The sequence below is a fragment of the Dyella koreensis genome (genome assembly GCF_044904565.1).
GTDB lineage: Bacteria > Pseudomonadota > Gammaproteobacteria > Xanthomonadales > Rhodanobacteraceae > Dyella_D > Dyella_D koreensis.
Window position 1 is genome coordinate 917,342 of record NZ_JADIKD010000012.1, and the last position, 18,989, is coordinate 936,330.

Sequence of the window (18,989 nt, forward strand, 5' to 3'; positions counted from 1 at the left end):
GTCAGATCAGCTTGATCTCGCGCAGGCGCTGCAGCAGGTACTCATGCGAGGTGATCGAGGTGTCATAGCGGCTCGGGTTTTCCGCCGTCACGCACTGCGGCAGCGGATCGAGCACTACATCCGGATTCGGATGCAGGAAGTACGGCACCGAGTAACGCGGCTTGCGCGCGTTCTCATTCTGTGGATTGACCACACGATGCGTGGTGGACGGATACACGTGGTTGGTCAGGCGCTGCAGCATGTCGCCGATATTGACCACGATGGCGTCGCCCTCGGTGGTGATCGGCAGCCACTCACCTTCGCGGGTCAGCACTTCCAGACCTTCCGCGCTCGCACCGACCAGCAGGGTGATGAAGTTGATGTCTTCATGGGCACCCGCGCGCACGTTGGGGATGTTCTCCTCGGTGATCGGCGGATAGTGGATCGGACGCAGGATCGAATTGCCCTGTTCGGTCTTGTCCTCGAAGTAGTTCTCGGGCAAGTCGATATGCAGGGCCAGCGCGCGCAGCACACGGGTGCCGAGCTGATCCAGCGCCTCGAACAAGCCGTAGCCATACTGTTTGAAGCTGGCCACTTCCGTCGGCCACAGATTGGGCGACATCACGTCGGCAAAGCGGGAGTCGCGCGGAATCTCGCGCCCCACGTGCCAGAACTCCTTGAGGTCGGCGTACTTGCTGTCCTTGGCGGTCTCCACCTTGAACGGCGTGTAGCCGCGCGCGCCGCCACTCCCCGGCACGTGGTACTTCATCTTGGTGTCGGTGGGCAACGCGAAGAACTGCTGGAAAGCGTCGTAGGCGCCATCGATCAGTTCACGCGGAATACCGTGGCCGCTAATGCAGCAGAAACCGAATTCGCGGTAGGCCGCGCCCAGTTCGGCGACGAAGGCGGCGCGGTCGGTGTCGTAGCGACGGATATCCAGGGTCGGTACTTTTTTCATGTCGTGATCCACAGGTTGGCGTGCGGTCGATTCAGTCCGCCACCGCAGGGGCGGGGCACGTCGGGCCATTCCTTGGCGACCTGGGTAAGACAACCTGTTCCTGGAACAGGCTCTTACTGGCTCACGAGCGTTCGGCGGAGGATTTTACGACCTCCGCCAGCTTCTCCGCTATCCGCTTCACCTCGGCCTCGTCGGCCGCCTCCACCGTCACTCGCACCAGCGGCTCGGTACCGGAGGCGCGCAGCACCACCCGGCCCCGGCCCAGCAGCGTCTGCTCAGCCTCCGCCAAGGCCTCTTTCACGGCCTCGCTATGCAGCGCCTCGCGGGCGCCATCGGCGCGGACGTTGATCATGAGCTGAGGTGTCTTATTCAGACCCTGGCGCGCATCGGCGAAATCGAGTCCACCCAGCGCCTCCAGCACGGCTAGCGCGGAGACAATGCCGTCGCCCGTGGTGGCGCGATCCAGACACAGGATGTGGCCCGAGGTTTCGCCACCGAGCAGCCCGCCATGCTGCTTGAGCTGCTGCAGCACATAACGGTCGCCCACGTTGGCGCGGATCAACGCCACGCCCAGCTTGTCCAGCGCCTGTTGCAGGCCGTAGTTGCTCATCAAGGTACCAACCACCGGCCCTTTCAGATGGCCCTGCGCCTGCCAGGCGTGAGCCAGCACGTAGAGCATGTCGTCGCCGTCGGCGAGCAGGCCATTGCGATCCACCATCTGCACGCGGTCGCCGTCGCCGTCGAAGGCGATGCCGAGATCCGCATGATGTTCGAGCACCGCCAGTTGCAGCGTCTGCGGATGCGTGGAACCCACCCCGCGATTGATATTGAACCCGTCGGGCCGGTCGCCGATGGCGATCACTTCCGCGCCCAGCTCGGCGAACACCCTGGGCGCCACTTGGTAGGTCGCGCCATTGGCGCAGTCCAGCACCAGCTTCATACCACGCAGACTGAAATGCTCGTCGATGGTGGCCTTGCAGAATTCGGTATAGCGCGCCACGGCGTCATCGACGCGGGTGGCCTTGCCTAGCCGCTCGGAGGGAACGGTAGTGAACTCGCCATCCAGCTCCTGCTCGATGGCTTCTTCCAGTTCGTCGGATAGCTTTTCGCCGGTCGCCGAAAAGAACTTGATGCCATTGTCCTGATGCGGATTGTGCGAGGCGCTGATCACAATGCCCGCCTGCGCGCGCAACGAGCGCGTGAGGAACGCCACGGCCGGCGTCGGCATCGGGCCAAGCAGGCCCACATCCACACCGGCAGCCACCAGACCGGCCTCCAGCGCGGCCTCGAACATATAACCGGACACGCGAGTGTCCTTGCCAATCAGCACCTTCGGCCGCGACTTCGCGTTGCGCGCCAGCGCAATGCCTGCCGCATGGCCCAGCCGCAGCATGAAATCCGCGCTGATCGGCCACTGGCCCACCGGGCCGCGGATGCCATCGGTACCGAAGTATTTGCGTTCGCTCATAAGGGGATCCTGTGCACGCGCGCCGCGCTTGGCGCCGCCGTGTTTTTAGTTACTCGTCGTCCGGCCAACGCGGCGCGGCCGGACGGCTCTCACGGCGTACCGTCGGCTCCCCTGCAGCCACGGCATGCCAAACCGCCAAAGCGTCGACCGTAGCGGCCACATCATGTACACGCACCATACGCGCGCCACGTTGCACCGCGATCACCGCGGCAGCGACCGAACCGGCCACGCGCTGCGCGGGCTCGGCCTTGCCGGTGAGCGTCCCGATCATCGATTTACGCGACAGGCCCACGTAAGCGCCGCTGCCTAGGTTGCCGAAACGCTCCAGCTCGCGCAGCAGGGCCAGATTGTGTTCCAGCGTCTTGCCGAAGCCGAAACCCGGGTCGACCATCACCTGCCGCTTGTCGATGCCGGCCAGCTCGCAAGCAAACAAGCGATCGGTGAGAAACCGATGCACATCGCCCACCACATCGTCGTAATGCGGTTCGGCCTGCATGCTGCGCGGCTCGCCCTGCATATGCATCAGGCAGATCGCCACACGCAGCTCGGCCGCGGCGTCCAGCGCGCCTTCGCGGCGCAGCGCGTAGACGTCGTTGATCATGCCCGCGCCCGCGGCCACGGCGGCACGCATCACTTCCGGCTTGGAGGTGTCGATAGCGATGGGCAGCGACGTGCGCGCCGCCAACTGCTCGATCACCGGAATGACCCGGCGCAGCTCTTCCTCCAGCGATACCTCATCGGCACCGGGGCGGGTGGATTCGCCGCCCACGTCGAGCATGTCCGCGCCCTCCTCCGCCAGACGCAGGCCATGCGCCACCGCGGCTTCGGTGCTGGCGTGGCTGCCGCCGTCGGAAAACGAATCGGGCGTGACATTGAGGATGCCGACCACGCGTGGCCGGTCCAGCCGCAGCGGGCGGCCGGCGCAATCAAGGACAGGGGCGAATAATTCAGCGGACATGTTCACTCCCGGATCGCGCAGCACTGAGGCATATCGCGGCGTGGCGATGAATCAACCGGCGCCGCCCAGCGCGCCCATGTATTGGCGGTAGTAGCGCAACTCTTCGATGGAATCGCGGATGTCCGACAACGCGGTATGCGCGGACTCCTTGCTGAAACCCTTGCCGATACTCGGCGACCAGCGGCGCGACAACTCCTTGAGCGTCGACACATCGAGATTGCGGTAATGGAAATAACGCTCCAGCCGCGGCATCTGGCGATGCATGAAGCGCCGGTCCTGACAGATCGAGTTGCCGCACATCGGCGATTTGCCGGCAGGCACCCAGGCCCTGAGGAAATCCAGCGTGGCCTGCTCGGCGTCGGCGTGGTCGTCAGAGGAAGCCAGCACCTGATCCCACAGGCCGGACCGGCGATGCTGGTTGCGGTTCCACGCATCCATCGCTTCCAGTTGCTCCGAGACGTGGCGGATGGCGAACACCGGGCCTTCGGCCAGAATGTTCAGGTCCTTATCGGTGACGATGGTGGCGATCTCAAGTATGGAGTCGTTATCGGTATCGAGACCGGTCATCTCCAGATCGATCCAGATCAGGTTGTCGTCATTAGCTTGGTTCATGCTCCCTCCTGGGCGCGCAGTCTAGCAGCAGGTGCCTGCGCGAACTCCGTAGGAGCGCACCCTGAGCGCGAAAGCGGCCTGGAGGGCCGCCGCTCTCGGTTCAGCGCATGACCGCGGCCCCGCTACGCAGGGCTTTCGCCCACAGGGCGGGCTCCTACAACAGAGCTCCGGACGCCGTGCGATCATCCCGCCATGCAGACCTTCTTCTGGCACGACTACGAAACCAGCGGCGCCGACTCGTGGCGCGACCGCCCCCTCCAGTTCGCCGGCATCCGCACCACCATGGAGCTGGAAATCGTGGGCGAACCGGTGATGTTCTTCGGCAAACCGCCGCGCGACATGCCCCCTCACCCCGAGGCCTGCCTGATCACCGGCATCACCCCGCAGCAAGCCGAGCGCGAAGGCGTGAGCGAGGCCGATTTCGCCGCGCGGGTGCACGAGCAACTGGCCGCACCCGGCACCTGTGGGGTGGGCTACAACTCGCTGCGCTTCGACGATGAGTTCACCCGGCAGATGCTCTACCGCAACTTCTACGAGCCCTATGGGCGCGAATGGGAGAACGGCAACTCGCGCTGGGACCTGATCGACCTCGTCCGCATGTGCGAGGCCCTGCGCCCCGAAGGCATCGTGTGGCCCACGCGCGAGGACGGCTCGCCCAGTTTCAAACTGGAACATCTCGCCACTGCCAACCATCTGCAGCAGGAGCGCGCGCATGATGCGCTCTCCGACGTGCATGCACTGATCGACCTGGCCCGCCTGATCCGGGTGCGCCAGCCGCGCCTGTGGGACTGGCACTTTGGCCTGCGCCGCAAACAGAAAGTGTTCGAGCTGCTCGACGTGGTGAACATGACGCCGGTGGTGCATGTGTCGTCGCGTTACCCCGCCAGCCGCCACTGCCTGACCCTCATTGCGCCGCTGGCCCAGCACCCGAGCCGGGCGGGCGAAGTGATCGTGTATGACCTCGCCACGGATCCAAGCGCACTGCTGGCCCTGGATGCGGATGAAATCGCCGACCGCGTATTCACTGCACGCGCGGATCTGCCTGAAGGTGTCGAGCGCATCCCGCTGCGCACCGTGCGCGCCAACCGCGCTCCCGCGCTGGCGCCGCTGTCGGTACTCAAAGGTGTCGATACCGAACGTCTGCAACTGGATGTCGAGCGCTGCCTCGCACATCGCGATGTGCTCGCCGGCATCGACGGACTTGCCGCGAAACTGCGCCAGGTGTTCGAACGCGCCGCCGAGCTGCCACCGCCAGCCGACCCCGAACTTGCCATCTACGGCGGCTTCCTGCCCGATGCGGACAAGCGCCTGCTGGCCGACGTGCGCGCTACGCCACCGGAGCAACTGGGCACGCGCCCGTTCCCGTTCCGCGATCCGCGTTATCCGGAATTGCTGTTCCGCTATCGCGCCCGCAATTGGCCGGAGACACTTACCGCCGATGAGCGCGCGCGCTGGGAGAACTTCCGCCGTGACCGCCTGCTCAAGCCGGGTCCGCTGACCAACCTGACCATGGACGACTACTTCGCCCGCATCGCCACGCTGCGTGCCGAACATGCGAACGAATCCGGCAAACTGTCACTGCTCGATCAACTGCAACTGTGGGGCGAGCACCTCACCGCCGACCTCCTTCCCCTCGCCACCTGATTCTCGATAAGCCCTATGCCGAAGAGCTACTTCTCGCCCGCCACCTTCCGCTTCCTGCGCGCGCTCGACCGCAACAACAGCCGCGAGTGGTTCCAGGCGCACAAGGCCGACTACGAGCGCGACGTGCGCGATCCGTTCCTGGAGCTGATCACCGATATGCAGGCCCCGCTGGCCAAGATCAGCCCGCACTACCGCGCCGACCCGCGCAAGAACGGCGGCTCGCTGTTCCGTATCTACCGTGACACGCGCTTCTCCAATAACAAGCTGCCGTACAAGCCATGGCAGGGCTCGCGCTTCTTCCACGAGCGGCGCCACGAAATTCCGGCACCGTCGTTCTATGTGCACATCCAGCCCGGCGATTGCTTCGCCGGTGGCGGCATGTGGCATCCGGAACCCGATGCACTCAAGCGCCTGCGTGCCTTCCTGGCCGACAACCCCACTGCCTGGAAAAAGGCCACGCAGAGCAAAGCCTTCCGCGAACACTTCACTTTCTGGGGCGAGGCACTCAGCCGTCCGCCGCGTGGCTTCGATCCGGAGCACGAGCTGATCGAGGACATCAAGCGCAAGGACTTCGCGGCCGGCGAAGGCTTCGACGAAAAGCTCGCTTGCTCAGACGAACTGCTGCCGTGGCTCGTCGCCACCTTCAAGCGCATCTCGCCGATGATCGACTACCTGTGCGCCTCACAAGAACTCGAGTTCTAAGTAGGAGCGCACCCTGTGCGCGACTGGCCGCGCGACAACGTGCGGCCCTGGTCGCCCACAGGGTGGGCTCCTACAAGGCAGCGCGCCGCTGCCTGAGCAGATAAATAGCCACCACAGCCGACACCACCGCCGTGATAGCCACGTAATGCGCCGGCGCCATGTGCCCCACACGCTCGGCCAGCACTTCGATCAAAGTGGCCGTACTGGCGCCGAACACGGCATAGGCCACGTTGTACGCAAAGGACAGGCCGGAATAGCGGATCGGCGCCGGGAAGGCCATCACCATCACCGTGGGCACCACGCCGACCGCGCCGACCAGGAACCCCACCAGCGAATACAGCAGCAGGAAGTGCTGACCGCCATTCGCCAGATCGCCGAACAACACGTAGGTCCCCGCCAGCAACGCGATCGAACCGGCGAGCAGCGCCTGGCGATCGCCGATGCGATCCACCAGCCAGCCATAGCTGATGCAACCCAGGCACAGGAAGAACGCCGCAAGACTGTTGCCGAGGAAGGCCACGTCGGGACTCAGACCGAACTGCTTCTGCACCAGGTTCGGCAACATCAGAATGAGCACCAGGATCGCCGCCGTCAGCATCCAGGTCACCAGCATCGAGGTGACTACGGCACCACGATGCGACCTCAGCACAGCCCGCAATGGCAACTCGCGGCTCAGCTCCTTGCGTTCGCGCATCGCCGCGAACACCGGCGTCTCGCTCAACCAGCGGCGCAGCCACACAGCAATGAAGCCGAACACACCGCCAAGCAGGAACGGCATGCGCCAGCCCCACGCCAACACCTGCTCGTGACTGAGGTGATGATTGATCCATGCCGCCGTCAGCGAGCCGATCAGAATGCCCACCGTCAGGCCGGACGTGAGGCTGGCACAGGCGAAGCCGACTCTACCCTTCGGCGCGTGCTCAGCCACGAACACCCACGCCCCCGGGACTTCGCCGCCGATCGCGATGCCTTGCACCACGCGCAGCAACAGCAGCAGCACCGGCGCGAGCAGGCCAACCTGCGCGTGCACCGGCAACAAGCCAATCGCCAGCGTGGGCAATGCCATCAGGAACACACTGAGCGTAAACATGCGCTTGCGCCCCAGCCGGTCGCCGAAGTGCGCCATCACGATGCCGCCCAGCGGCCGCGCGAGATAACCCGCCGCGAAAATGCCATATACCTGCAGCTGCGCCAGCCATGGCGCCGTGCCCTTCGGAAAGAACAGCTCGCTGAGCGGTAACGCGAAGAACACGAACACCACAAAGTCGTAAAACTCCAGCGCACCACCCAGGGCGGCCAGGAACAGCGTGCGGAAATCGTTGCGGGTAAGCACGGCGGATGTGCCGAGCGAGGGCACTGACGGAGCGGCTTGCATCATCGGTGGCGGCGGTGCGGGCATCGAAAGGTGGCGGGCAACATAGCACCAAACCTGCAGCCCGCCGCAGGCGCTATCGGATACGCACCCATATGCCCCGCTTAACCAGTTTGCTAGGCTAGCCCGGCGCTTGGGCAGGGAGAGCCTGGGCAGTAGGGGTAACAAACTTTTTGGATTTCCCTTCCCGCTTTTCGCAAGGAGACCTACTCATGAGTATGGGCAAGCGTTTTACCGCCGAGTTGTTCGGCACGTTCTGGCTGGTGTTCGGCGGTTGCGGCAGCGCTGTCCTGGCAGCCGCGTTTCCCGATCTTGGTATCGGCTTTGCGGGCGTCGCGCTCGCCTTCGGCTTGACCGTGGTGACCATGGCCTATGCGGTCGGCCACATCTCCGGCGGCCATTTCAATCCCGCAGTCACGGTAGGCCTGTGTGCCGGCGGCCGCTTCCCGGCCAAGGACGTATTGCCTTACATCGTCGCGCAGGTCATCGGCGGCATCGCGGCGGGCGCCGTGCTGTACGCCATCGCCAGCGGCAAGGCCGGTTTCGACGCCAGTGCGGGCTTCGCCTCCAACGGTTACGGCGATCACTCGCCGGGCGGCTACTCGCTGCATGCAGCCATCGTGGCCGAACTGGTGCTGACCGCGTTCTTCCTGATCGTGATCCATGGTTCCACCGACAAGCGCGCACCGGCCGGTTTCGGTCCGCTCGCCATCGGCCTCGCGCTTACCTTGATCCACCTGATCAGCATCCCGGTCACCAACACCTCGGTGAACCCGGCGCGTAGCACCGGCGTGGCGCTGTTCCAGGGTAGCTGGGCGCTCCAGCAGCTATGGGTGTTCTGGCTGATCCCGCTGATCGGTGGCGCCATCGGCGGCCTGATCTATCGTCATCTGCTGGAAAGTAAGGACTGACGAAAAAGAGGGATCCGGCGAAAACCGGATCCCTCTTTGGTTTGGTAGGCGCCCATCCCGTGGGCTACCTGATTTTCTGGCTACGTCTTACTCGGCATAAGCCGGAGCGTCAGGCCTTGGGCAGATTGCCCTTGAACAGCATGCCGACGCCCAGCGCGATCAGCGCCAGCGGCCACCAGGTCACAAAGAGCTGACCCAGGTGCAGGTCGAAGCCAAGGTTGCGCATCAGGAACAACACGCCGATCACGATCAGGATCAGGCCGGGTACGCTGGGTTTCATCGAAGCCTCACAAGGGTTGGCACGCGGCCACTCTGCGTGGCCGCCGCGGGCGAGTCAATCGGAACGTTGCGGACAATTCAGCTAGCAGCGCTGCACCGGACACTCCCTCCCCTGCGTGTCCCACGGGGACTTCCTCTGGGCGCATCAGGGGAGGGTCGGGGTTGGGTGAAGCCCACCCATGTGCAGCGCCATCGCAAGGGCCTACCCCCTCCCAACCTCCCCCTGCCAGCAGGGAGAGGAGCAGAAGCTCAGAGCACGCCCTTCAGGCATCCGCAAACGGAAACGCCAACACGTCGGCAATCGCATCCGTACCGGCCAGGCACATCAGCAACCGTTCCATGCCCATGGCCACGCCAGCGCAATCGGGCATGGCGTCGAGCACGGCCAGCAGATGCTCATCCAGTGGCACTTCGCGCAGGCCGCGCTCGCGGCGCAGTGCGTTGTCGCGCTCGAAACGCCGGCGCTGTTCCGCTCCGTCGTTCAACTCGTGATAACCGTTAGCCAGTTCATAACGCCCCAGGTATAGCTCGAAGCGCTCGGCCATCGGCGGATCGCCAGGGCGAATCTTCGCCAGCGCGCACTGGCTGGCCGGATAGTCGTGGATCACCGTGACGCGATCGCGCGGAAAAGCCGGCTGCAATTTGTGCGTGATCAGCAGATCGAGCCAGTCGTCGCGACGCAGCCCTTCCGGATCGATGCCGTACTCCGCCAACGGCGCGCGCAGCTCGTCGGTGCTGGCATGCAGCGGATCCAGCCCCAGTTCGTCGAGAAACAGCTGGCGATAGCTTTCCACCACCACTTCCGCACGCCGGTGCACCAGCGACAGTGCCGCTTCCACCAGCGCAATGCTTTCCTCCATCAGCTGGCGATGATCCCAGCCGACGCGATACCACTCGAGCATGGTGAATTCGGGATTGTGGCGCCCGCCCGCCTCACCATTGCGAAACACCCGGCCCATCTCGTAGCAGTCGCCCACACCGGCGGCGAGCAAGCGCTTGAGCGGATACTCCGGGGACGTGCGCAGCCAGCGCTCACGCGGGCCGGCGTCGACGTGGCCATTGAAGCTCGCACTGAAGCTTTCAATGTTCGGATCGGTATTGCCGGCCGCCGACAGAATCGGCGTCTCCACTTCCAGCACACCGCGCTCGGCGAAGAAAGAACGAATCAACGCATTCAGGCGCGCGCGCAGCTGCAGCGGCGCGCGCCGCACCAGCGGAATCACCCGGTCGCCATCGTGCGTGGTCATGCCTTCCCCTCATGCATGGCCAGCAGCGCCAGGAGGCGCGCTTCGTCCCACACCTCCACGCCCAGCTCCTGCGCCTTGTCGAGCTTGGAACCGGCCGCCTCGCCTGCCACCACGAAACTGGTTTTCTTCGATACCGAGCCAGAAACTTTCGCGCCCAGCGCTTCCAGTCGATCCTTGGCTTCGTCGCGCCCCAGCGTGGCGAGTGTGCCGGTAAGCACCACAGTCAGCCCTTCGAGTGGCGCGGTGGAGGCGCCAGCGCTGGAGGGAATCGCGTCGAGCAGGCGCTGCATGGCGGCCTCGGCCTCGCGCAGCGGCACCAGATTCGCTTCGTCGGCCAGACAGGCTTCCAAGTTGATGGCCGCCGCCGATGGCACACCCGCTGTTACCCATTGAGCCTGCCCGGCGCGGACAAGCTGCTGCAGATTCGTGTAGTGCTGAGCCAGTTGCTTGGTGCTCTTCGGGCCCAGCTTCGACACCTTGGCCATATCCAGCAGCACGTCCAGACTGAGCTTGCCGCGCAGCTTGGGCGAAGGTTCGGCTTCGTCACTGAATACGATACCGGACGCCAGCAAATCGTCGACCACCTTCTGGTTGCCTTCCTGCGCAAAGAAACCCGCGATGGAACGCGCCACTTCGCCGCCGATATCCGGCAACACCTGCAGCACCGGCTCCGGCGTGGTGCGCACGAACTCCAGCCGTCCCAGCCACGCCGCCAGCGTCTTCGCGGTGCTCTCGCCGATATGCATGATGCCCAGCGCGAACAGGAAGCGCGGCAAGGTGGTGTGCTTGCTCGCTTCGATGCCTTCGATAAGGTTCTCGGCCCACTTGGTGGCGACCTTGCCCTGCTTCACCGTTTCCGGCGTGGTGCCGTCGCGCTCGTCCGCGCGCCGTTTCATTTCAAGAAAATCGTCCAGCGTCAAGCGATACAGATCCGCCGGCGTGTGCACATAGCCGAAGTCCACCAGCGCATCGACAAAGCGCTCGCCGAGGCCGTCGATATCCATCGCGCGGCGCGCGGCGAAATGGATCAGGGCTTCTTTGCGCTGCGCCGCACAGATCAGGCCGCCGGAACAGCGCCATGCCGCCTCGCCTTCCTCGCGCAGCAACGCCGAGCCGCAGACCGGACAATGCGTTGGCATCGACCACGGCTTGGTGTGCGAAGGCCGCTGCTCCGACATCACGCGCACCACTTCAGGAATCACATCGCCGGCACGCCGCACGATCACCGTATCGCCCACGCGCACATCGAGACGCGCCACCTGATCGGCGTTATGCAGCGTGGCGTTGGTCACCGTCACGCCGGCCACCTGCACTGGAGCCAGCCGTGCCACCGGCGTCGCCGCGCCGGTGCGGCCGATCTGGATCTCGATCGCCTCCACCGTGGTGGTCTGTTCCTGCGCCGGAAATTTATGCGCGATGGCCCAGCGCGGCGCGCGCGAGACGAAACCCATCTCCTGCTGGCCGGCGTAGTCGTCCAACTTATAAACCACACCATCGATGTCGTACGGCAGCTTGTCGCGCTTCTCGCCGATGCGGCGGTAGTACGCAATCAAACCGCCAAAGCCACGCGCCGTCCCCACTTCCGGCGACACCGGAAAACCCCACTCGCGCAGCTTCTGCAGCGTCTGCGAATGTGTCGGCGGCATCTCGCCACCTTCGACCACACCGATGGCATAGGCGAAGAAACTCAACTTGCGCTTCTTGGTGATGGCCGCATCAAGCTGGCGCAGCGAGCCGGCGGCGCCGTTGCGCGGATTCGCCAGCGTTTTCTCGCCGCTGGCGCGGGCACGCGCATTGAAGGCCTCGAAATCCTTGTGCAGCATGATCACTTCGCCGCGCACTTCCAGCACGCGTGGCCAGCCGCTGCCACGCAGGCGCAGCGGAATCGCGGCGACAGTACGCAGGTTGGCGGTAACGTCCTCGCCGGTCTCGCCATCACCGCGCGTCGCGCCCTGCACGAACGCGCCCCCCTCGTAGCGCAGGCTGATCGCCAGGCCATCGAGCTTGGGCTCCACCGAGAACACCGGCTCGCGGCGGTCCAGCGTCTGCTCGATGCGGCGCTCGAATTCCGCGACCTCGCGGAAGCGCTCGCGGTCGCCGTCGCCTTCCTGTTCGAAAGCATTACCCAGCGACAGCATCGGCAGCGCATGACGCACTTCCGCGAAACCGCCACTCGCGCGGGCGCCGACGCGGCGAGTCGGCGAGTCATCGGTAGCCAGCTCCGGGTGCTCGGCTTCCAGCGCTTCCAGTTCGCGCATCAGGCGGTCGTAGTCGGCGTCGGTGATTTCCGGGTCGTCGAGAACGTGATAGCGGTAGTTGGCTTGTTCGATGCGCTCGCGAAGCTCGGCGGCGCGGGCCTGAATAGTGACGGGATGACGTTGGTTCATGCCGGAAGTTTAGCGAGTAAGCCGCCCGAAAGCGGGTGGGTCTAGGGTCGCCCCGGGTGCGGCGGCGTCCGCCCGCCGCGGGAGGACACAGCCATGCGCGCGCTGCGGTTTACCCTGCTGCTACTTGTTATCGTTCTGTGCACAACCCTGCTGCCTGAGAATGCCCGGGCAGGCGGCGGCCCCCTCGGCATCGATCACACCCTCCACTTCGACAACACCGGCATCTGGAGGCGCAGCAACCAGCAGGTGCTGCTCTACGGCACGGTGCTTTCGGTGGCCGGCGGCGCGCTGTGGCTGGGCGACGACAACCAGTTGGGCGATACCCTGTGGCGCTCGGTCGACTCCATTGTGGTGACCAGCGTCAGCGCCCAGGCGCTGAAATGGACCTTTCAGCGCAAGCGCCCCACCCAGTCGCGCAGTCCCAACCAGTGGTTTCAGGGCTTCCATGCGCAAAGCTTCCCTAGCGGCGAGGTATCGACCATCACCGCCGCGGTGACGCCGATCATCGCCACTTATGGTGACGAACACCCTGCCGTTTATGCCCTGGCCCTGTTGCCAGCCTATGACGCTGTAGCCCGCATGAAGAACCACGCGCACTGGCAGACCGACGTGCTGGCGGGCGCGGCGCTCGGCGTCGGCGTAGGCCTGTGGGCCGAACACCGCAAATCGCCGTGGATCGTGGGCCTGTTGCCGGGTGGGTTCCAGGTGGGCTTCCAGAAGAAGTGGGATTGAAGGTCGGAACGGAACCGAACCGATGCGCTACTGGATTCCGGCCTACGCCGGAATGACGAGCAAAGAAGACGCTCCCTGACCGTCATCCCGGCGCAGGCCGGGATCCAGTAGAGACAGCATTTGTCACCTCAACGGTGCAAATGCCCCGCCGCCTCCGGCTGATACTCGATCTCCAGCACATGCAGCCGCCGCTGCTTGCCGTCCGGCGTCGGCCAGTCGATGTGCTGCCCCTTGGTGAGGCCCAGCAACGCGCTACCGACGGGCGCCAGGATGGATACCGTACCCGGAGCGCCCGCAGCGGCCGGATACACCAGGGACAACGTGAGCTTTTCGCCCTGCCCCTCATCCTCGAAGGTCACCCGGGAATTCATGGTCACCACGTCGCTCGGCATGGCGGCCGGCTCCAGCACCTCCGCGCGATCCAGCTCGGCCCGCAAGGTCGCATAACCCTCCGCCTGCGCGGGCGGCATGCGCTCCAGCAAGGCTTCGATGCGCTCCAGGTCGAGACGGGAGAGAACGATGGGGGGCTTGATGCTCATGTCGATGTCCTTTCCATAGGCGCTGCTTCGCGCCGACTACGCAAAAAAAGCAGCGCCGAGGCGAGAACACCTCGGCGCGGCGGGTTGAAATTCGGTCACGCGCTGGTACGAATGCGCGGTGAAACAGTAATGACTTTGGTGGCGCCTCGCGCGAAAAGCAAGGTGCCATAGCAGCTATCATTACGCGGGTCATGCCCGAACATTTCGCCGCCACGGAAGTGCCCCCACCTTCCGACCCAACCGGTCCCGAAACCGGCCTGCCTCCACCGGTTTCATCGCGCGAACGCTATCGCGGCCTGATCTGGCTGGTCGCCGCCGCCTTCTTCATGCAGGCGCTGGATTCCACCATCGTCAACACCGCCGTGCCGGCCATGGCCGACGCGCTGGGCGTCACGCCGCTGGGCATGCGCATCGCACTGACCAGCTATGTGCTGACCCTGGCCATCTTCATTCCCGCCAGCCCCTGGGTGTGCGACCGCTTTGGCACACGGCGCGTGTTCGCGGCGGCCATTGCCGTGTTCACCTTCGGCTCGCTGCTATGCGGCATGGCGCAGACGCTACCGCAACTGGTGGCTGCGCGCGTGCTGCAAGGCCTCGGCGGTGCAGCGCTGATGCCGGTGGGCCGTTATGTGCTGGTGCGCAGCATCGACAAGCGCGACTTCGTGCGCGCCATGAGCACGGTGGCCACCGTCGGCCTTTTAGGCTCCGTCCTGGGTCCCCTGCTCGGCGGCCTGTTGGCGCAATACACCTCGTGGCGCCTGATCTTCCTGATCAATGTGCCGGTGGGCGTGATCGGTTACTGGATGAACGGGCGTGAGATGCCGGATTACCGGCTCGACGATCCGCACCGCTTCGATCTGCTCGGCTTCCTGCTGTTCGCCGCAGCCTCGGCGATGTTGCTGACCGCCTCCGAAGTCGCCAGCGGCGGCGGCGGCCGCTGGCCGGAAATCGCGGTGAGCGGCGTGCTCGCACTGATCTTCGGCAGCATCTATGTATGGCATAGCCGGCGCACGGCGTACCCGGTCGCCGACCTCACCCTGCTGCGCGTGCGCAGTGTGTGGGTGTCGCTCGCCGGCAACCTGTTCACCCGCCTCGGCGTCTCCGGCATGTTCCTGTTGCTGGTGCTGTTTCTGCAGGTGGGTTGCGGCTGGTCGCCCACCATGGCCGGGCTGATGATGGTGCCGCAGGCGCTGGGCTCGATCTGCGCGAAGTGGGTGATCAACCGCCTGCTCACACGCATGGGTTATCGCCGCTTCCTGCTCACCAACACCTTGATCGTCGCAGCGCTGCTGGCCTCGTTCGCGCTGCTCGGCAAAACCACGCCGATGTGGGTGATCGCGCCCATGGTGTTCGTCTACGGCGGCTTCATGGGCCTGCAATACACCGCCATGAACACGCTGATCTACAACGACCTCGACGTGAAATATGCGTCGATGGCCTCGTCCATGGCCTCCACCGCGCAGTACCTGTCGATGAGCTTCGGCATCGCGCTCGCCTCGCTGCTGATGGAGGCTTTGCTGCAAGGCCATGCGCATGACGACTACGTCGGCGCATTCCGCTGGACCGTGCTGCTGCTGGGCATCGTTACCGCGACGGCGAGCTGGGTTTTCAGCCGCCTGGGCGTCGATGCCCCCAAGCGCTCAACCATGTAGCATGCCGGGCATATTTGCTTTCGGAAGGACCCCCGCATGCATCACGCCGCCGACATTCTGCTGACCCTTTTCATCGTCTTCGTCGCGGCGCAGATCGGTGGCGAGATCGCTCAGCGCCTGAAGCTGCCGGGTGTTGTCGGTGAGATCGCCGCAGGCTGTGTGGTCGGTCCCTCCCTGCTCGGCTGGATCACCCCCGACCAGATCGCCGTCGGCACACCGCTGGATGTGCTGGCCGAAATCGGCGTGGTCCTATTGCTGTTCGCCGTGGGTCTGGAAACCCGGCTCGAAGATTTGAAGAAGGTCGGCAAGGTCGCCTTCCTCGTCGGCGTACTCGGCGTGATCGTGCCGTTCGCGCTCGGCGGCTTCTGGGCGCATAGCAGCGGCTTCGACTGGGGCAAGTCGCTGTTCGTGGCCGCGGCCTTCGTTGCCACCTCGGCCGGCATCACCGCACGCGTACTGCAGGAGTTGAACGCACTGCAGCGCACCGAGAGCAAAGTGATTCTCGGCGCCGCCGTGATCGACGACATCCTCGCCATGCTGCTGCTCGGCGTAGTGGTGTCGCTGCAGGGTGGTGAAGGTTTCAATGTGATGCATCTGGTCACCACGCTGGCCGGCGCCATCGGCTTCATTGCGGTGATCGGTCTCGGCGGCGCACGTGCGATGCGCTGGAACTCCAGCTGGCTCGACAAGCCGCACGGCCAGCACTCCGCACTCGCCGTGGTGCTGGCGCTATGCCTTGGCCTCGCCTACGTCTCCACCCTGTTCGGCCTGGCCGCCATCATCGGCGCCTTCCTTGCCGGCATGATCGCTTCCGAAACGCGCCAGCAACACACGCTGGAGAAGCAGGTGCAGCCGCTGCTCGCCCTGCTCACACCGTTCTTCTTCGTCATCACCGGCAGCAAGATCGACCTGCACCAGCTCGGCAACGCCGATGCGCTGATCATGCTCGCCGTGGTCACCGTGATCGCCATCATCTCCAAGCTGGCCGGCGGCTTCCTCGGCGCGCTGTCGCTGGGCAAGCGCGGCGCCACCATCGTCGGCTTCGGCATGGTGCCGCGTGGCGAAGTTGGCGTGGTGATCGCCAGCCTTGGCCTGGCCGCGGGCGTCTTCAGCGACCGCATCTACGCCATCATCGTGGCGATGTCGCTGCTTACCGCGATGGTGACACCGCCGGTGCTGGCCATGCTGTTGAAGCGTGCGCCGGTCGAAGGCACCGTGGACGCTCCCGACACGCGCGGCTGATTCTTTCGGCTTTCGAACTCAGCAGCGAAATCGCATGCCCGCATGACTGGCTGCGGCAGTGCCGTCTGCCATCAATGCATGGCCATCCACGTGGAGTGGGTCAACCGCCTCCGTCGCCACTACCGCTCGGAATTCGCCTACCTGTGCCGGGTCTTTGCGACTACATACGTGGGCGGAGGACTTGGTCGACTGTTTGGCCAGGGCACTGGCCATACCAATGTCCAACTCAGGATCAGGGATCCATGCATTGAGAAGGACTTTCCATGCTGAAAAAAATCCTCATAAGCGCTCTGGGGTTGTCTGCACTGGCAGCGGCATCCATAGCCAGCGCATTCGACATCTATCAGATGCAGCTCTCCATCTCCCGGGCCAACGTCGTCATTGCGAAGCCCATCATCCAGATGGAAGCAAACAAGATCGCCGAGTTGACCGTCAAGCCGACCCAAGGATTCGACGACGACGCCGTACGCTTGCAGGTAAGCATCACCGAGCCGGACGCAGGCAGCTCCACGAAGGACTTCAAAGTCCACATGTTGATCTTTGACAGATCGAACGGCGAATGGATTCTCCGCGGAGAACCCGATGTCCAGTCAACATTGAATACCGAAGTGACCTTGACCACGGGTATCAACGGCCTCAAGCGCATAGCCGCACCGCTAGGGGTGAGCTTCCAATTGAGCAGAGTCACGGCTGACAAAACAACCAGCGCCCTTGATATCTTCCATCACCCGCTAAAGACCGAGACCGCCGACCTATCGGCCTTCCCCTCCTCCTGCAACTGCTGCACTGCCGGCAATCTTCAGTGCTGCAACGCGGTGAGTTGCTGCGAAGGAGTAAGTGGCGTTTGCTGCAACCCGCTGTGCCGCAGGATGACGGGGGATCGACATCGCCCCAGCGAGCATGAACGCCCTGGCCCTCGACGTTCCAGCGTCATCCTTGGCTGAAAGCCGACCGTCGCCTATCCTGCCCCGCTATCGGTCGTGGGGAGAAACGGATGGGTCACCCGACTCTATTGGTGCAGCTGCTGGTGATCCTGGTCGTATCCAGGGCCGTGTCGTGGGCGCTGCGTTGGCTGGGACAGCCGCCGGTGATCGGCGAGATGATCACCGGCCTGCTGCTGGGGCCCATCGTATTCGGCGCGATGGCGCCGACATGGCAAGGCGCGCTGTTTGCGCCATCCTCGCTGGGTGGACTGAACAGCCTGAGCACCATCGGCCTGGTGCTTTTCATGTTTATCGTCGGCGCCGAGCTGCGCTTCCCTAGCGGCGCACGGCGACAGATGCGCGACGCCAGCTATGTCGGCGGCTTTTCCGTGCTCCTGCCCGCCGTACTCGGACTCTGCATCGCGCCAATGCTCTACGCGGGCTACGCGCCAAAAGGCATCGACTTCTGGCCGTTTGCGATGTTCATCGCCGTTTCCGTCGCGATCACGGCGTTGCCGGTGATGGCGCGCATCCTTAAAGACCGCCATCTGACACAGAGCGAACCAGGGCAGCTAGCGATCGCCGCCGCCGCGGTCACCGACGTGTTCGCCTGGGTCGCGCTCGCTCTGGTCGTGGCGCTCATCTCCGCGCATGGCAACTGGGCACCGTTCTGGCGCACCTGCATCGGCCTCGCCGTCGTGGTGGCCGCCGGCCTGGGGGTGCTGCGCCCGCTGCTGGTCCGATGGCTCGCCCATCGCGCACCCGACGGCCGCCCCGCCAACACACTGCTGGCCATCCTGCTCGCCGGCGCCATCGCCTTCGCCGCCGTCACCGACTGGCTCGGACTGCATGCCGTCTTCGGCGCCTTCCTGTTCGGCCTGTGCCTGCCGCGCGACGACCGCCTGCTCCACTCGCTGATCGAGCGCATCGAGCACGTCGCCGTACTGGTGCTGCTACCCATCTTCTTCGTGCTCTCCGGACTCAACACCACGCCCAACATGCTCACCGGTGGCGCTGGCCTCGCCATGGCCGCCGTGCTGGCGGTCGCGATTGTGGGCAAAGTGCTGGGTGGCCTAGCGGGTGCGCGTTTGGCGGGCCGTTCGTGGCGCACCAGCTTGGCGGTGGGCTCGCTGATGAATGCACGCGGCCTGATGGAGTTGATCGTCATCAAGGTCGGGCTGGACATCGGCGCGATCGATCAGCGGATGTATACGATCCTGTTGATCATGGCGATCCTGACGACGGTGATGACGACGCCGATGGTGTTGGCGTTTACGCAGCGAGTGGGCGCGAATGAAACGGCGAACAAGGTCACGCCGGACTCCAGGCCGCACCAATAACGGCGCGACGCCACCGCAAACCTTACCCCTCGACCGCCTCAACG

General features: G+C 64.7%; 17 protein-coding genes. 8 read left to right on the top strand and 9 right to left on the bottom strand.

What is annotated here, in order from left to right:
* Position 1 precedes the first annotated feature (1 nt).
* From ISS97_RS19140 to orn, 4 genes are all read right to left on the bottom strand, one after another.
* Positions 2 to 937, bottom strand: a complete 936-nt coding sequence (locus ISS97_RS19140; RefSeq protein WP_379984584.1) for an isopenicillin N synthase family dioxygenase — start codon at positions 935 to 937, stop codon at positions 2 to 4.
* 121 nt (positions 938 to 1,058) lie between these two features.
* Complete coding sequence (glmM, locus tag ISS97_RS19145; protein WP_379984583.1) at positions 1,059 to 2,405, bottom strand: phosphoglucosamine mutase; 1,347 nt, start codon at positions 2,403 to 2,405, stop codon at positions 1,059 to 1,061.
* 49 nt (positions 2,406 to 2,454) lie between these two features.
* On the bottom strand, positions 2,455 to 3,363 hold the full coding sequence (gene folP, locus ISS97_RS19150) for a dihydropteroate synthase (RefSeq protein WP_379984582.1): 909 nt from the start codon (positions 3,361 to 3,363) through the stop codon (positions 2,455 to 2,457).
* 51 nt (positions 3,364 to 3,414) lie between these two features.
* Positions 3,415 to 3,975 carry an oligoribonuclease gene (gene orn, locus ISS97_RS19155; protein WP_379984581.1) on the bottom strand — a complete coding sequence of 187 codons (561 nt, stop codon included), beginning with the start codon at positions 3,973 to 3,975 and terminating at the stop codon, positions 3,415 to 3,417.
* Positions 3,976 to 4,167: 192 nt separating this feature from the next.
* On the opposite strand from orn, the gene sbcB reads away from it, so the two are divergent.
* Both sbcB and ISS97_RS19165 read left to right on the top strand, forming a co-directional pair.
* Positions 4,168 to 5,619 carry an exodeoxyribonuclease I gene (gene sbcB / locus ISS97_RS19160; protein ID WP_379984580.1) on the top strand — a complete coding sequence of 484 codons (1,452 nt, stop codon included), beginning with the start codon at positions 4,168 to 4,170 and terminating at the stop codon, positions 5,617 to 5,619.
* A 15-nt stretch (positions 5,620 to 5,634) separates the two neighbouring features.
* Positions 5,635 to 6,321: a DUF2461 domain-containing protein gene (locus tag ISS97_RS19165; RefSeq protein ID WP_379984579.1), complete on the top strand. Its 687-nt coding sequence runs from the start codon at positions 5,635 to 5,637 to the stop codon at positions 6,319 to 6,321.
* 70 nt (positions 6,322 to 6,391) lie between these two features.
* Here ISS97_RS19165 and ISS97_RS19170 read toward each other — a convergent pair whose 3' ends face one another.
* Complete coding sequence (locus ISS97_RS19170) at positions 6,392 to 7,678, bottom strand: MFS transporter (protein WP_379984677.1); 1,287 nt, start codon at positions 7,676 to 7,678, stop codon at positions 6,392 to 6,394.
* Between the two features lie 227 nt (positions 7,679 to 7,905).
* Between ISS97_RS19170 and aqpZ the strand changes: the two genes are divergently transcribed.
* A complete protein-coding gene (aqpZ, locus tag ISS97_RS19175; protein ID WP_379984578.1) occupies positions 7,906 to 8,604 on the top strand; it encodes an aquaporin Z in 699 nt (232 codons plus the stop codon).
* Positions 8,605 to 8,713: 109 nt separating this feature from the next.
* On the opposite strand, the gene ISS97_RS19180 is transcribed toward aqpZ, so the two are convergent.
* From ISS97_RS19180 to ligA, 3 genes are all read right to left on the bottom strand, one after another.
* On the bottom strand, positions 8,714 to 8,884 hold the full coding sequence (locus tag ISS97_RS19180) for a LiaI-LiaF-like domain-containing protein (RefSeq protein ID WP_177229338.1): 171 nt from the start codon (positions 8,882 to 8,884) through the stop codon (positions 8,714 to 8,716).
* A gap of 262 nt (positions 8,885 to 9,146) precedes the next feature.
* Entirely contained in the window at positions 9,147 to 10,130 is a 984-nt protein-coding gene (gene epmA, locus ISS97_RS19185; RefSeq protein ID WP_379984577.1) for an EF-P lysine aminoacylase EpmA, read from the bottom strand.
* Positions 10,127 to 12,517 carry an NAD-dependent DNA ligase LigA gene (ligA, locus tag ISS97_RS19190; protein WP_379984576.1) on the bottom strand — a complete coding sequence of 797 codons (2,391 nt, stop codon included), beginning with the start codon at positions 12,515 to 12,517 and terminating at the stop codon, positions 10,127 to 10,129. Before ligA ends, epmA begins: the two co-directional genes overlap by 4 nt.
* 93 nt (positions 12,518 to 12,610) lie before the next feature.
* On the opposite strand from ligA, the gene ISS97_RS19195 reads away from it, so the two are divergent.
* Positions 12,611 to 13,249: a phosphatase PAP2 family protein gene (locus ISS97_RS19195; protein WP_379984575.1), complete on the top strand. Its 639-nt coding sequence runs from the start codon at positions 12,611 to 12,613 to the stop codon at positions 13,247 to 13,249.
* Between the two features lie 128 nt (positions 13,250 to 13,377).
* Here ISS97_RS19195 and rnk read toward each other — a convergent pair whose 3' ends face one another.
* A complete protein-coding gene (gene rnk / locus ISS97_RS19200; RefSeq protein ID WP_379984574.1) occupies positions 13,378 to 13,788 on the bottom strand; it encodes a nucleoside diphosphate kinase regulator in 411 nt (136 codons plus the stop codon).
* A 191-nt stretch (positions 13,789 to 13,979) separates the two neighbouring features.
* Between rnk and ISS97_RS19205 the strand changes: the two genes are divergently transcribed.
* The 4 genes from ISS97_RS19205 (at position 13,980) to ISS97_RS19220 (ending at position 18,945) form a co-directional block, all read left to right on the top strand.
* Positions 13,980 to 15,440 carry an MFS transporter gene (locus tag ISS97_RS19205; RefSeq protein WP_379984573.1) on the top strand — a complete coding sequence of 487 codons (1,461 nt, stop codon included), beginning with the start codon at positions 13,980 to 13,982 and terminating at the stop codon, positions 15,438 to 15,440.
* Between the two features lie 36 nt (positions 15,441 to 15,476).
* The gene (locus ISS97_RS19210; RefSeq protein WP_379984572.1) at positions 15,477 to 16,682 is read left to right on the top strand and encodes a cation:proton antiporter; all 1,206 of its coding nucleotides are present in this window, start codon (positions 15,477 to 15,479) and stop codon (positions 16,680 to 16,682) included.
* 263 nt (positions 16,683 to 16,945) lie between these two features.
* Complete coding sequence (locus ISS97_RS19215) at positions 16,946 to 17,626, top strand: hypothetical protein (protein WP_379984571.1); 681 nt, start codon at positions 16,946 to 16,948, stop codon at positions 17,624 to 17,626.
* Positions 17,627 to 17,676: 50 nt separating this feature from the next.
* Positions 17,677 to 18,945 (top strand): cation:proton antiporter, encoded by a 1,269-nt coding sequence (locus ISS97_RS19220; protein WP_379984570.1) that lies wholly within the window; start codon positions 17,677 to 17,679, stop codon positions 18,943 to 18,945.
* The last annotated feature ends 44 nt before the right edge of the window (positions 18,946 to 18,989 follow it).

Bases quoted from the DNA above. Each gene is read 5' to 3' on its own strand.
- aqpZ (WP_379984578.1), top strand. From the start codon at position 7,906: ATGAGTATGGGCAAGCGTTTTACCGCCGAGTTGTTCGGCACGTTCTGG.
- epmA (WP_379984577.1), bottom strand. From the start codon at position 10,130: ATGACCACGCACGATGGCGACCGGGTGATTCCGCTGGTGCGGCGCGCG.
- ISS97_RS19140 (WP_379984584.1), bottom strand. From the start codon at position 937: ATGAAAAAAGTACCGACCCTGGATATCCGTCGCTACGACACCGACCGC.
- ligA (WP_379984576.1), bottom strand. From the start codon at position 12,517: ATGAACCAACGTCATCCCGTCACTATTCAGGCCCGCGCCGCCGAGCTT.
- rnk (WP_379984574.1), bottom strand. From the start codon at position 13,788: ATGAGCATCAAGCCCCCCATCGTTCTCTCCCGTCTCGACCTGGAGCGC.
- ISS97_RS19210 (WP_379984572.1), top strand. From the start codon at position 15,477: ATGCATCACGCCGCCGACATTCTGCTGACCCTTTTCATCGTCTTCGTC.
- sbcB (WP_379984580.1), top strand. From the start codon at position 4,168: ATGCAGACCTTCTTCTGGCACGACTACGAAACCAGCGGCGCCGACTCG.
- orn (WP_379984581.1), bottom strand. From the start codon at position 3,975: ATGAACCAAGCTAATGACGACAACCTGATCTGGATCGATCTGGAGATG.
- ISS97_RS19195 (WP_379984575.1), top strand. From the start codon at position 12,611: ATGCGCGCGCTGCGGTTTACCCTGCTGCTACTTGTTATCGTTCTGTGC.
- ISS97_RS19165 (WP_379984579.1), top strand. From the start codon at position 5,635: ATGCCGAAGAGCTACTTCTCGCCCGCCACCTTCCGCTTCCTGCGCGCG.
- ISS97_RS19215 (WP_379984571.1), top strand. From the start codon at position 16,946: ATGCTGAAAAAAATCCTCATAAGCGCTCTGGGGTTGTCTGCACTGGCA.
- ISS97_RS19205 (WP_379984573.1), top strand. From the start codon at position 13,980: ATGCCCGAACATTTCGCCGCCACGGAAGTGCCCCCACCTTCCGACCCA.
- glmM (WP_379984583.1), bottom strand. From the start codon at position 2,405: ATGAGCGAACGCAAATACTTCGGTACCGATGGCATCCGCGGCCCGGTG.
- folP (WP_379984582.1), bottom strand. From the start codon at position 3,363: ATGTCCGCTGAATTATTCGCCCCTGTCCTTGATTGCGCCGGCCGCCCG.
- ISS97_RS19220 (WP_379984570.1), top strand. From the start codon at position 17,677: ATGGGTCACCCGACTCTATTGGTGCAGCTGCTGGTGATCCTGGTCGTA.
- ISS97_RS19180 (WP_177229338.1), bottom strand. From the start codon at position 8,884: ATGAAACCCAGCGTACCCGGCCTGATCCTGATCGTGATCGGCGTGTTG.